The organism is Micromonospora sp. RL09-050-HVF-A, assembly GCF_019374995.1.
Taxonomy (GTDB): domain Bacteria; phylum Actinomycetota; class Actinomycetes; order Mycobacteriales; family Micromonosporaceae; genus Micromonospora; species Micromonospora antibiotica.
Map to the genome: position 1 here is coordinate 5,468,419 of NZ_JAGKQP010000002.1, position 12,970 is coordinate 5,481,388.

Below are 12,970 nucleotides of genomic sequence, written 5' to 3' on the forward strand. Positions count from 1 at the left end.
GGTGACCTCGGCGGGCGTCGGTCGAGCAGCTGACCGACGCCCGACCGTGCGACGTCAGCCGCAGTGGAGGCTGACGTGCGTTGCCGGTCGACCGACAAGCCGACCGGCGGTGGCATCTCAGGCCACGTTGAGTTGGATGTTCCCGATGCGGACGACCACGTCCACCTGGCCGCCAAGTCCGGTGACGTACGCGCGAAGGGTCTCCAGGCTGGTGTGTTCGCCGGTCTCGATCTGGCTGATCCTGGCCTGGGACAGGCCGGATGCTTCGGCGAGTTGCTGCTGGGTCATGCCGAGCTGCCGGCGGATCTCGGCCAGTTGCGCGCCGCTCACCGAGGCGAGCATCTTTTCGCGGAACCGGCTGCGCCGGGCGATCCGCTCGGGGTCCTCCCAGGAGGGGTCCAGCTCGCGGGCCTTGGCTTTGACCTCACGCCAGTCGGATCCGTTGCTCATCGTCCACCTCAGGATGCAGTCTGATGTCCCACACCCCGTCAATATAAGCAAACCTTATGCCGGTGGGGATGTGGACGCGCTCAGGTCGGTGCGGGTGTCCCGGCTGGCGGCGCGGGCGCTGAGCAGGGTCATCGTCCAGCCGGCCGCCCCGAACCCGACCGCCGCTGCTGCCGCGACCAGCCCCAACCGCCAGGCCGATCCGGTGAGCGCGGTGCCACCGAGGTGGCCCACCATGGCCCCGTAACTGGCCCAGCCGACGGCGGCCAGCGCCTCGTAGCAGAGGAACAGCCGGTAGGGGTAGCGGCTGCGGCCGGCGGAGAAGCAGGCCGCCATCCGGCCGCCGGGCACGAACCGGCAGAGCAGGATGGTCAGCGGTCCGGGGCGGCGCAGCCCCCGGGTGACCCGACCGGCGACCCGACGGGCCCGACCGGGTGCGACGTGCCGGGCCTGTCGCCGGTCCGGGGCGCTGCGGCCGAGCAGGTAGCAGGCGAGGTCGCCGACGAAGACGCCGAGCGCCCCGACGCCGATGGTCAACGGCAGGCTCAGCCCACCCACCACGGTGAGCGCACCGCCGGTGATCATGACGGCCTGGGTGGGGATGACCGGCACGAAGGCGTCCGCGACGAGCAGGCCCATCAGCAGCAGGTACGCCAGCAGGGGCGATGCGACGTCAGTGAGTAGCTCGGGCACGACTGCCACCTCGCCGGTCAGGGCCGATTCCAGGCACCGAGCCTCCCGGTGGCTTCGCCCGCACCGGCGACCGGACCGGCCGGTGGTGACCACGGACACCACCGGTGCCTGCTGGGGAGACCGCGCGACTGCGCGCCGTGTGCCACCGGTAGCAGCGGGGAGGGCCGCCTGCCGTCTGCCGCTCGCGGTCCGCCGTTCGCCGCTCGCCGCCCGGAGGGGGTCGGCGGATCGTCGGTCGTCGGCGTACCGTTGGGTACGCGGCCCCCCACCCGTCGGGTCCCCCGTTCCTGACGAGCGGGCCGCCGTGGGTCGCCGGCAGGTCCCGTGCCGGCGACCCTCCTAATCTCCGCCCCGGTGAACCCGGACAGCCGCGTGCTGACCAGCGGGAACGCCACACCGGTGAGCGTCGGATCCGGTCCGGTCCCCCGCTCTGCGCCGGCCACGGATGATGATCGTTGATCATGACGGCTGTCGATTCTGACGATGGCAACTGAGCCAACCGTATCGCCGTCACCGGCCCGGACCCGGTGATTGACCCCAGCCGCGCGGCGACGACCCGGCGGGTCGGACCGGTGCCGCCGGCCCGGCCCCGGCTGCGCCGGTCACCCGCACCCGGTCGAGCCGGGCACCCTCCCCCTTCCCGGCGGTCGGCCGCGCGGGTCGTACGACGTCTCACGGCCGTCACAGCGGCGTCGCGCCGCTACCGGCCGACCGGTGATCATCGTTCGGACACACCGGCTGTCGGCCCGGGGACACGACGCCCCACCCGCCGGTGTCGCCCGGATAGCGTTCCGGGCTCAACCGACATTCCTTTCGGAGGCTCGTAGATGGTTTCCATCCTGGTGCGGGGCGCGCTCGCCGTGACCCTGGCGCTCGGCAGCACCCTCGTCGTCGTGACCGGCCCGGCCGAGGCGGCGGCGACGAAGTACAAGAACTGCACCGAACTGAACAAGAAGTACAAGCACGGGGTGGGCAAGAAGGGCGCGAAGGACAAGGTCCGGGGCAGCACCAAGCCGGTCACGAACTTCACCGTGTCGGATTCGGTCTACGCGAAGAACACCCACCTGGACCGGGACAAGGACAAGGTCGCCTGCGAGAAGCGCTGACCGTGCCGCAGCGGATCGCAGGGCCGGACCGCAGCGCCGGACCGCAGCGCCGGACCGCGCCGCGCCGCGCGCCGTGCCGGACAGCGCGGGGCCGGGGGGACCGCGCGCCGCAGGCCGGTCGGCCGTAAAGCGTTCGCCCCGGGCGTCGCCGGGCTCGTACGGTGACGGTATGCGCAGTGCTGTGGTGACCACGACGCCGGGAGATCCCGGCGTGCCGCACTGACGTTCACCGTCGACGAGGCCCCGGGCGATCCGCCCGGGGCCTCGTGGCGTCGCGGGCACGGTCGCCTCCGGGTCGTACCCGATCAAGGAGCGCGACATGATCGACCACCGTAGGCTCGGCCGCGAACTGGACCTGTTCGTCTCCGATCCGCTCGCGGGGGCCGGGCTGCCGATCTGGCTGCCGGCCGGCGCGGCGGCCCGGCACGCCGTCGAGGAGTACGTCCGCGAGCTGGAACGCCGGGCCGGCTACCAGCACGTCTACTCGCCACCGCTGGGCCGGCGCGAGTTGTTCGCGCTGTCCGGGCACCTCGGCCACTTCGCCGACGAGATGTTCCCACCGATGCGGATGGGTGACGACGAGTTGCTGCTCCGGCCGGCGCTCTGCCCGCACCACGCACTGGTCTACCGGGCCCGGGGCCGCTCCTACCGGGAGTTGCCGCTGCGCGTCGGCGAGCTGGGCGGGATGTACCGGGCGGAACGGTCCGGGGTGCTCGGTGGGCTGTCCCGGGTGCGGGCGATCTCGCTCAACGACGCGCACAACTTCTGCACCCTGGAGCAGGTCGGCGACGAGGTGCGGGAGATCCTGCGGCTGATCCACCAGGCGCACGCGGCGCTCGGTGTCCGCCCGGCCGGGTTCCGGTTGTCGCTGCGCGGGCCGGGCGCGAAGTACGTCGGGGACGACGCGTCCTGGGCGCGCGCCGAGGAGCTGCTCCGGGCCGCCCTCGACGGGGTGGACCACGTGGAGGTCCCCGGTGAGGCCGCCTTCTACGGCCCGAAGATCGACATCCAGATCATCGACGCGGCCGGCCGGGAGTCGACCATCTCCACCGTGCAGATCGACTTCGACAAGCCGGAGAAGTTCGACCTGTCGTACACCGATGCGGCCGGTGCCCGGCGACGACCGGTGCTGGTGCACCGCAGCCTGGTCGGGAGCATGGAGCGGCTGTTCGCCTACCTGATCGAGGCGCACGAGGGCGCCTTCCCGCCCTGGTACGCCCCGGTGCAGCTGCTGCTCCTGCCGGTCGACGCCGGGCAGGCCGACGCGGTGGACCGGGTGGCCCGCCGGGCGGTCGACGCCGGGCTGCGGGTCGAGGTGGACGCGGGCGGTTCGCTGGGTGCCCGGGTCCGCGACGCGGCCCGCCGCCGGGCGCCGTACGTCGGGGTGGTCGGGGCCCGCGAGGCCGCCGACGACGCGGTGGCCCTGCGGCTGCGCGACGGTCGCAGCCTCGACCCGATGCCGGCGGCGGACGCGGTGCGGCTGATCGGCGCGGTGGTCGCGGCCCGCTCGGCGCAACTGCTCCCCGCCGGCTGACGGTGCGGGGGCCGGAGGGTCGTCCCCCCGGCCCCCGCACCGGTCTGTCACTCAGCCCCGGGCCGGTGCCGGTGCCGCCGCTGCCGGCGCAACCTCGTCGTCGACCACCGCCGCGGCGAACTGCGCCTGGTAGAGCCGGTGGTACGCCCCCCGCGCGGCGAGCAGTTGCTGGTGGGTGCCCTGCTCGACGATCCGCCCGTCCTCCATCATCAGGATCAGGTGGGCGTCGCGGATCGTGGACAGCCGGTGCGCGATGACGAAGCTGGTCCGGTCGGAGCGCAGCGCCGCCATCGCCCGTTGCAGCAGCACCTCGGTACGGGTGTCCACCGAGCTGGTCGCCTCGTCCAGGATCAGCAGCGACGGCTCCGCCAGGAACGCCCGCGCGATGGTGATGAGCTGCTTCTCCCCGGCGCTGACGTTGCTGCCCTCCTCGTCGATGACGGTGTCGTACCCGTCGGGGAGGCTACGGACGAACCGGTCCACGAAGGTGGCCCGCGCGGCGGCGAGGATCTCCTCCTCGGTGGCGTCCGGCCGGCCGTAGGCGATGTTGTCCCGGATGGTGCCGCCGAACAGCCAGGTGTCCTGGAGCACCATGCCGATCCGGCCGCGCAGGTCGTCGCGGCGCAGCGTGGTGATGTCCACCCCGTCGAGGGTGATCCGCCCGGCGTCCAGTTCGTAGAAGCGCATCACCAGGTTGACCAGGGTGGTCTTGCCGGCGCCGGTGGGGCCGACGATGGCGACGGTGTGGCCGGGCTCGGCGACCAGCGACAGGTCGTCGATCAGCGGCTTGTCCGGGTCGTACCGGAAGGAGATGTTCTCGAACTCGACCCGGCCGTGCGGTTCGACGACCCGGGCCGGCGTGGCCGGGTCGGGGCTCTGCTCGTCGGCGTCGAGGACGGCGAACACCCGTTCGGCGGAGGCCACCCCGGACTGGAGCAGGTTCGCCATCGAGGCGAGCTGGGTGAGCGGCTGGGTGAACTGCCGCGAGTACTGGATGAACGCCTGCACGTCACCGAGGCTCATCGACCCGGAGGCCACCCGCAGCCCGCCGACCACGGCGATCGCCACGTAGCTGAGGTTCCCGACGAACATCATCGCCGGCATGATGATCCCGGAGATGAACTGGGCGCCGAAGCTGGCCCGGAACAACTCCTCGTTCTTGGCGTGGAAGGTGGCCTCCACCTCCGGGGAGCGACCGAAGACCTTGACCAGTTCGTGGCCGGTGAACGCCTCCTCGATCTGACCGTTCAGCTCGCCGGTGTGGGTCCACTGGGCGATGAACTTCTGCTGCGACCGCTTGGCGATCTGCTGCGTCACGATCACCGACAGCGGCACCGCGACCAGCGCGACCAGCGCCAGCAGCGGCGAGATCCAGAACATCATCGCCAGTACGCCGACCACGGTCAGCAGCGAGGTGAGCAGTTGGCTCAGCGTCTGCGACAGGGTCTGCGAGATGTTGTCGATGTCGTTGGTGACCCGGCTGAGCAGCTCGCCGCGCGGCTGCCGGTCGAAGTAGGGCAGCGGCAGCCGGTTGAGTTTCTCCTCCACCTCGGCACGCAACCGCAGCACGGTGGCCTGCACCACCCCGTTGAGCAGCCAGCCCTGCCACCACATCAGCAGGCTGGCGGCGACATAGAGGCCGAGGGCGAACAGCAGCGTCCGGCCGAGGGCGTCGAAGTCGATGCCGGCCCCGGGGACCACGTCCATCCGGGCGACCATGTCGGCGAGGTTGTCGTTGCCGGCGGCCCGCATCCCGGACACCGCCTGGTCGACGGTGGTGCCCGCAGGCAACTGCCGGCCGATCACCCCGGCGAAGATGATGTCGGTGGCGTGGCCGAGGATCTTCGGCCCGATCACGCTGAACCCGACGCTGGTCACCGCCAGGGCGATGATGCCGGTCAGCGTCACCCGGTGCGGTCGCAGCCGGCCGAGCAGCCGGCGGGCCGACGGCCCGAAGTTCATCGACTTCTCCGCCGGCATGCCGGCGCTCATCCACGGCGGTCCGCCGGTGCGCCGGCCGGCCGCCGGCAGCCGCTTCGGCGTGGTCTCCTCCGGGGCCTTCTTCTGCTCGGGTACGGCGGTCATGCCGGCACCCCCGTCGTCTGCTGGGACGCCACGATCTCGGCGTACGTGGGACAGTCGTCGAGTAGTTCGTCGTGGCGGCCCATCCCGACCACGCCTCCGTCCTCCAGCACGATGATCTGGTCGGCGTCGATGATCGTGGAGACCCGCTGGGCGACGATCACCACTGCGGCGTCGGCGGTGACCGGGCGCAGCGCGGCCCGCAGCCGGGCGTCGGTGCCCAGGTCGAGGGCCGAGAACGAGTCGTCGAACAGGTAGATCTCCGGCTTGCGGACGAGCGCCCGCGCGATGGCGAGCCGTTGCCGCTGCCCGCCGGAGACGTTCGTGCCGCCCTGCGTGATCGGGGCGTCCAGCCCGCCGGTCATCTGGGCCACGAAGTCCCGGGCCTGGGCGATCTCCAACGCCGTCCACAGCTCGTCGTCGGTGGCGTCCGGGTTGCCGTAGCGCAGGTTGCTGGCCACCGTGCCGGTGAACAGGTAGGGCTTCTGCGGCACCAGGCCGATCCGCCGCCACAGCTCCTCGGGGGCCAGTTCGCGGACGTCGACCCCGTCGACCAGCACCGTGCCGGCGGTCGGGTCGACCAGCCGGGGGATCAGGGTCAGCAGGGTGGTCTTGCCGGCGCCGGTCGACCCGATCACGGCGGTGGTCCGCCCCGGGGTGGCCCGGAACGAGATGTCGTGCAGCACCGGCGCGCTGGCCCCCGGGTACTGGAAGGCCACACCGCGCAGCTCCAGCTCACCGTGGCCGTCGACCCGGGTGACCGGGTCGGCCGGTGGCACCACAGTGGACTCGGTGTCCAGCACCTCGGTGACGCGTTCGGCGCAGACCGCCGCGCGCGGCACCATCATCAGCATGAAAGTGGCCATCATGACGGCCATCAGGATCTGCATCAGGTACGCCAGGAAGGCGGTCAGCGCGCCGATCTGGATCTGCCCGGAGTCGACCCGCTGCGCCCCGAACCACAGCACGGCGACGCTGGAGACGTTGAGCACCAGCATCACCACCGGGAAGATCAGCGCCATCAGCCGACCGACCCGCAGGGCGGTGGCGGTCAGGTCGGCGTTGGCCACCCCGAACCGCTGCGTCTCGTACGGCTCGCGGACGAACGCCCGGACCACCCGGATGCCGGTGATCTGCTCGCGGAGCACCCGGTTGACCGTGTCGATGCGGGTCTGCATGAGCCGGAACCCGGGCACCATCTGGCGGATGACCAGGCCCAGCGCGATGGCGAGCACCGGCACGCTGACCAGCATCAGCCAGGACAGGCCGATGTCCTCCCGCAGCGCCATCACCACCCCGCCGACGCTCATGATCGGCGCGGCGACCAGCATGGTGCAGCTCATCAGCACGAGCATCTGCACCTGTTGCACGTCGTTGGTGTTGCGGGTGATCAGCGAGGGTGCGCCGAAGCGGGCCACCTCGCGGGCGGAGAACCGGTTGACCTGCCTGAAGATCGCCGCGCGGACGTCCCGGCCGAAGGCCATCGCGGTACGCGCGCCGAAGTAGACCGCCGTCACCGCGCAGGCGATCTGGAGCAGGCTGACCAGCAGCATCCAACCGCCGGTACGGATGATGTAGTCGGTGTCGCCCCGGGCCACCCCCAGGTCGATGATGTCGGCGTTGAGGCTCGGCAGGTAGAGCGAGGCCATCGTGCCGACGAACTGGAGCAGCACCACCGCGCCCAGCGGCCGGTGGTAGGGCCGCAGGTAGCGGCGCAGCAGACTGATCAGCACGGATGGCTCCCGGGCCTCGGGTCGTCGGTCGTGTCCTGGTGCTGTGTTGTCAACCTCTTGTCCTCCCCGTCGGACATGGTCGTGATGACCTCGATCAGAAAATCCCGGATCACCGCGCGTCGGGCCGGGTCGGCGTCGACGGAGGTGAGCGGGGTGTCGGTGCGCATCCGGTCGACCAGGGAGCGGGTGTGTTCCCGCCCCTTGTCGGTCAGCGCCAGTCGGACGGTCCGCCGGTCGGCGTCGTCGCGGCGGCGCTCGACGAAGCCGTCCCGTTCGAGGGTGTCGACGATCCCGGTGAGGGTGGCGGGCCGGACGAAGCAGCGGTCGGCGACGTCCCGGTGGGTGGCGTCGTCGAGATGGGTCAGGGTGAACAGCACCCGCATCCCGGCCGGGGTGAGGCCGTGGTGTTCGGCCAGGTAACGACCCCAGTGCTGGTCGACGAGGTGGCCGGCGACCGACAGCAGCCGCCCGAGCGGCACGCTGCGGAGCACGTCGGGATAGGCAGCCAGTGGTTCCATCTGCACGCTGAGTATGTTAGCCCCCAGACCGTCAGGGGCCAAACGAAATGGCCAGGGCTGCTCCGACGTACAGGATCTGGAGCGCCGTACGCGGACCGAGCGGGGTGACGGGTCGACCGGCGAGGGTCAGGCCGCGTCGGGCCGCCGAGACGTTCGCGGGGAACATCGCCACCATCATCAGGGCCAGGCCGGCGGCGACCGGGCGGGCGGTGACCGGGATCAGCAGGCCCACCGCGCCCGCCAGCTCCAGCACTCCGGTCATGGTGGCCAGAGCGCCGGGGAAGGGCAGGCGGGGTGGGACCATGGCGATCAGACCCTCCCGGCGGGGCGAGGTGAAGTGGGCGAAACCGGTCAGCATGAAAAGTAGTGCCAGGCCGACGCGGAGCGCGGGGTGCCAGCCGTCGAGCGCGTCCACGCCCGCCAGGCCGACCAGGCGTGCGACGGCGGTGCCGACGAGCAGAGCGATGAACGGAACCATGCGAACCTCCTGAGGCGCAAATCTTTATATTGCCAAGATAGCCGCCCCGATCGCTTTCTTGTCAACGTAAAGATACGATCGTGTCATGACCGTCACCCGCGCCTACCACCACGGAGATCTGCCTCGCGCCCTGCTCACGGCGGCGGTGGCGGCGATCGAAGAATCCGGCCCGGCGGCGCTCAGCCTGCGCGACCTCGCCCGCCGCGCGGGCGTCTCGCACGCCGCCCCGACCCACCACTTCGGTGACAAGGCCGGGTTGCTCACCGCCCTCGCCGTCGAGGGGTTCGACCTGCTGGCCGCCGCGCTGACCGCAGCCGGTGGCGACCTGCTCGACGTCGGGGTGGCCTACGTGGACTTCGCCGTCAGTCACCGGGCGCACTTCGAGGTGATGTTCCGACCCGACCTGTACCGGGCCGACGCCCCCGAGGTGCGGGCCGCCCGGGAGCGCGCGGGTGCGGCGCTGCACCTCGGCGTGGCGGCCCTGCCACCGCACCGGGCCGAGCCGGGCGAGTCACGGACGGACGCGTTGGCCGCCTGGTCGATCGTGCACGGCTTCGCCACGCTCTGGCTCTCCGGCGCGCTACCCCCCGACGTCGACGCCGACCCCCGCGCCGCCGCCCGCACCGTAATCCGCCACCTAATCCCCCCACCCTGACCCACCCACCCCCACCCCCGCCCCCACCCCGCCCCCGCCCCGCCCCCGCCCCCGCCCCCGCCCCCGGGCGAGTTGATCAAGAGGTTTACGTCACCCCGTCCACCCCAGCTGACGCAAACCTCTTGATCACCCCACCGTCTGAGTGCCTGAGTCGGTGATCAAGAGATTCGCGTCAGGAATTCCGTTGCCGGTGACGTAAACCTCTTGATCACCCGAGCAGAGCGGGTTGGTGAGGTGGTGATCAAGAGGTTTGCGTCGGGAATCTGGCGGTGGGTGACGCAAACCTCTTGATCAACTCGCCCGGGGGCGGGGCGGGGGTGGGGGTGGGTGGGAGGGGGAGGGGGTTACCAGCTGGTGGGGAGGGGCATGCCTTCGGTGTAGCCGGCGTGGCTCTGGACGCCGACCAGGGCGCGTTCGTGGAACTCGTCGAGGGTGCGGGCGCCGGCGTAGGTGCAGGCGCTGCGTACCCCGGAGATGATCTCGTCGATCAGGTCCTCGACACCGGGGCGGGCCGGGTCCAGGTACATCCGGGCGGTGGAGATGCCCTCCTCGAAGATCGCCTTACGGGCCCGGTCGAAGGCGCTGTCCTCGGCGGTCCGGGCGCTGACCGCGCGCGACGAGGCCATCCCGAAGCTCTCCTTGTAGCGTCGCCCGTCGGGCTCGGTGTAGAGGTCACCCGGTGACTCGTAGGTGCCGGCGAACCAGGAGCCCACCATCACGTTGGACGCCCCGGCGGCCAGCGCCAGCGCCACGTCCCGGGGGTGGCGTACCCCGCCGTCGGCCCAGACGTGCCGGCCGAGGGCGCGGGCCGCCGCCGCGCAGTCCAGCACGGCGGAGAACTGGGGTCGGCCGACCCCGGTCATCATCCGGGTGGTGCACATCGCGCCCGGCCCCACCCCGACCTTGATGATGTCCGCGCCCGCCTCGACCAGGTCGCGTACCCCCTCGGAGGTGACCACGTTGCCGGCGGCCACCGGGACCGGGGGGTCGAGTTTGCGGACCGCCCGCAACGCGGACATCATCCGTTCCTGGTGCCCGTGCGCGGTGTCCACCACGAGGGTGTCGACGCCCGCCGCGAGCAGCGCCTCGGCCTTTCCGGTGACGTCACCGTTGATGCCGACCGCCGCCGCGATGCGCAGCCGCCCCCGGTCGTCGACGGCCGGCCGGTAGAGGGTGGCCCGCAGCGCGCCCTGCCGGGTGAGCACCCCGACCAGGCGACCGTCGTCGTCGACCACCGGGGCCAGTCGCCGCCGTCCCGCGTTGAGCCGTTCGAATCCGGTACGCGGGTCCGCGTCGGCCGGCACCGTGTGCAGCTCGGTCGACATCACGTGTTGGAGCTGGGCGAACCGGTCCACCTCGTGGGTGTCCGCCTCGGTGACCACCCCCACCGGCCGACCGGCCTCGTCGACCACCACCACCGCGCCGTGGGACTTCTTGGGCAGCAGGTGGATGGCGTCGCCGACGGTGTCGGTCGGGCCGAGCGTGATCGGGGTGTCGTGCACCAGGTGCCGCTGCTTGACCCAGTCGACCACGGTGGCGACCACCTCGATCGGGATGTCCTGCGGGATGACCGCGATCGCGCCGCGCCGGGCCACCGTCTCGGCCATCCGCCGGCCGGCCACCGCCGTCATGTTCGCCACCACCAGCGGGATGGTGGTGCCGGTGCCGTCACCGGTGGACAGGTCGACGTCGAGCCGCGAACCGACCTCGGACCGGGCCGGGGCCATGAAGACGTCGTTGTAGGTCAGGTCGTGCGCGGGCACCGCGCCATGAAGGAACCTCACCCCGCCATCATTCCCGCTTCCGCCCCGTCCCGCCGCCGTCGGTGGCCCAGACCACCCCACCGCTGCGGGGGCCGTCCGGCGGCGGGGGGCCGGGGATCTGCCGGCCCACCGGGGGTACGGCCGGAAGGCGGAACAGGCGGCGGGCCGTGGAGCGGGTCAGGCGATGGTGCAGATCGCCGCGCCGGCGGTGAGCACCGCACCGACCTCGGCGGCGAGCCCCGCGACCGTGCCCGCCTTGTGCGCGTGCAACGGCTGCTCCATCTTCATCGCCTCCAGGACGACGACCAGGTCCCCCTCGGCGACGGTGTCCCCGTCCGCGACGGCGATCTTGACGATGGTGCCCTGCATGGGGGAGGTGAGCGCGTCGCCGCTGACCGCCGTACCCGTGCCGGTGCCGCCACCGCGACGGGCCGGCCGGCGGGCGGCGGGGGCGGCGGTGGTCGTACCCCCGGTGAGGCCGGCGGGGAGGGTGACCTCCAGCCGCTTGCCGCCCACCTCGACCACGACGGTCTCGCGTGCCGCCGCCGTCTCGGCGGGGCCGGCGGTCGGGGTGAACGCCGGGACGGTGTTGTCGAACTCGGTCTCGATCCATCGGGTGTGCACGGTGAACGGCTCGGTGGTGAACGCCGGGTCGCGGACGACGAGGCGGTGGAACGGCAGCGCGGTGGCCATCCCCTCGACGACCATCTCGTCGAGCACCCGGCGGGCCCGTTCGATCGCCTCGGCGCGGGTCTCGCCGGTGACGATCACCTTGGCCAGCAGCGAGTCGAAGTTGCCGCCGATCACGTCGCCGGCGCTGACCCCGGTGTCGACCCGGACGCCGGGGCCGGTGGGCAGCCGCAGCGCGGTGATGGTGCCGGGGGCGGGCAGGAAGTTGCGGCCCGGGTCCTCGCCGTTGATCCGGAACTCGATGGCGTGCCCGCGCGGGGTCGGGTCCGCGGTGAACCGCAGTTTCTCGCCGTCGGCGATCCGGAACTGTTCGCGGACCAGGTCGACGCCGGCGGTCTCCTCGGTTACCGGGTGCTCCACCTGGAGCCGGGTGTTGACCTCCAGGAAGGAGACGGTGCCGTCGCCGCCGACCAGGTATTCGACCGTGCCGGCACCGTGGTAGCCGGCCTCCCGGCAGATCGCCTTGGCGCTGTCGTGGATCTGGTTGCGCTGCGCGTCGGTGAGGAACGGCGCGGGGGCCTCCTCGACCAGCTTCTGGTGCCGGCGTTGCAGGGAGCAGTCCCGGGTGCCGACCACGACGACGTTGCCGTGCCGGTCGGCCAGCACCTGCGCCTCGACGTGCCGGGGCTGGTCGAGGTAGCGCTCGACGAAGCACTCGCCCCGGCCGAACGCGGCGACTGCCTCCCGGGTGGCCGACTCGAACAGGTGGGGGATCTCCTCCAGGGTGCGGGCCACCTTGAGGCCCCGCCCGCCCCCGCCGAAGGCGGCCTTGATGGCGACCGGCAGGCCGTGTTCGACGGCGAAGGCGGTCACCTCGTCGGCGTCGGCGACCGGGTCGGCGGTGCCGGGGACCAGGGGTGCACCGGCCCGTTGGGCGAGGTGCCGGGCAGTGACCTTGTCACCGAGGTCGCGGATCGCCTGCGGGGTCGGACCGATCCAGGTCAGGCCCGCGTCCAGCACGGCCTGGGCGAAGTCGGCGTTCTCGGAGAGGAAGCCGTAACCCGGGTGTACGGCGTCCGCGCCGGCCCGCCGGGCCACCTCGATCAGCTTGTCGATGCGCAGGTAGCTGTCGGCGGCGGTGTCGCCACCGAGGGCGTACGCCTCGTCGGCGAGGGTGGTGTGCAGGGCGTCCCGGTCGGAGTCCGCGTAGACGGCGACGCTGCCCAGACCCGCGTCGCGGCAGGCCCGGATGACGCGGACGGCGATCTCTCCACGGTTGGCGATGAGTACCTTGCGCACCTTGGTGCTCCTCCCGGGGTCGTTGCCTCGGG

The 12,970-nt window shown here is 72.1% G+C and carries 11 protein-coding genes; 3 read left to right on the top strand and 8 right to left on the bottom strand.

The window, feature by feature from the left end:
- Positions 1 to 117 precede the first annotated feature (117 nt).
- Positions 118 to 450: a helix-turn-helix domain-containing protein gene (locus J7462_RS24320; protein ID WP_219467021.1), complete on the bottom strand. Its 333-nt coding sequence runs from the start codon at positions 448 to 450 to the stop codon at positions 118 to 120.
- Positions 451 to 504: 54 nt separating this feature from the next.
- A complete protein-coding gene (locus J7462_RS24325) occupies positions 505 to 1,140 on the bottom strand; it encodes a DedA family protein (protein WP_219467023.1) in 636 nt (211 codons plus the stop codon).
- Between the two features lie 827 nt (positions 1,141 to 1,967).
- Here J7462_RS24325 and J7462_RS24330 point away from each other — a divergent pair.
- The gene (locus tag J7462_RS24330; RefSeq protein ID WP_208568609.1) at positions 1,968 to 2,246 is read left to right on the top strand and encodes an excalibur calcium-binding domain-containing protein; all 279 of its coding nucleotides are present in this window, start codon (positions 1,968 to 1,970) and stop codon (positions 2,244 to 2,246) included.
- A gap of 319 nt (positions 2,247 to 2,565) precedes the next feature.
- Positions 2,566 to 3,780 carry a threonine--tRNA ligase gene (gene thrS / locus J7462_RS24335; RefSeq protein ID WP_219467025.1) on the top strand — a complete coding sequence of 405 codons (1,215 nt, stop codon included), beginning with the start codon at positions 2,566 to 2,568 and terminating at the stop codon, positions 3,778 to 3,780.
- A gap of 51 nt (positions 3,781 to 3,831) precedes the next feature.
- Here thrS and J7462_RS24340 read toward each other — a convergent pair whose 3' ends face one another.
- Genes J7462_RS24340 through J7462_RS24355 form a run of 4 tightly spaced genes read right to left on the bottom strand, consistent with a single transcriptional unit; the run spans position 3,832 to position 8,591 of the window.
- Entirely contained in the window at positions 3,832 to 5,865 is a 2,034-nt protein-coding gene (locus J7462_RS24340; RefSeq protein ID WP_219467027.1) for an ABC transporter ATP-binding protein, read from the bottom strand.
- Positions 5,862 to 7,595 carry an ABC transporter ATP-binding protein gene (locus tag J7462_RS24345; RefSeq protein ID WP_219467029.1) on the bottom strand — a complete coding sequence of 578 codons (1,734 nt, stop codon included), beginning with the start codon at positions 7,593 to 7,595 and terminating at the stop codon, positions 5,862 to 5,864. The genes J7462_RS24340 and J7462_RS24345 overlap by 4 nt, the downstream gene beginning before the upstream one ends.
- A complete protein-coding gene (locus J7462_RS24350; RefSeq protein ID WP_219470663.1) occupies positions 7,589 to 8,113 on the bottom strand; it encodes a MarR family winged helix-turn-helix transcriptional regulator in 525 nt (174 codons plus the stop codon). Before J7462_RS24350 ends, J7462_RS24345 begins: the two co-directional genes overlap by 7 nt.
- A gap of 31 nt (positions 8,114 to 8,144) precedes the next feature.
- Complete coding sequence (locus J7462_RS24355; RefSeq protein ID WP_219467032.1) at positions 8,145 to 8,591, bottom strand: DoxX family membrane protein; 447 nt, start codon at positions 8,589 to 8,591, stop codon at positions 8,145 to 8,147.
- 85 nt (positions 8,592 to 8,676) lie between these two features.
- Here J7462_RS24355 and J7462_RS24360 point away from each other — a divergent pair, with 85 nt between their 5' ends.
- Positions 8,677 to 9,246: a TetR/AcrR family transcriptional regulator gene (locus tag J7462_RS24360; RefSeq protein WP_219467034.1), complete on the top strand. Its 570-nt coding sequence runs from the start codon at positions 8,677 to 8,679 to the stop codon at positions 9,244 to 9,246.
- 344 nt (positions 9,247 to 9,590) lie between these two features.
- Here the strand turns inward: J7462_RS24360 and J7462_RS24365 are convergent, their stop codons facing one another.
- Both J7462_RS24365 and J7462_RS24370 read right to left on the bottom strand, forming a co-directional pair.
- A complete protein-coding gene (locus tag J7462_RS24365) occupies positions 9,591 to 11,030 on the bottom strand; it encodes a GuaB1 family IMP dehydrogenase-related protein (protein WP_219467038.1) in 1,440 nt (479 codons plus the stop codon).
- Positions 11,031 to 11,186: 156 nt separating this feature from the next.
- The gene (locus J7462_RS24370; protein WP_219467042.1) at positions 11,187 to 12,938 is read right to left on the bottom strand and encodes a biotin carboxylase N-terminal domain-containing protein; all 1,752 of its coding nucleotides are present in this window, start codon (positions 12,936 to 12,938) and stop codon (positions 11,187 to 11,189) included.
- Between the last annotated feature and the right edge of the window lie 32 nt (positions 12,939 to 12,970).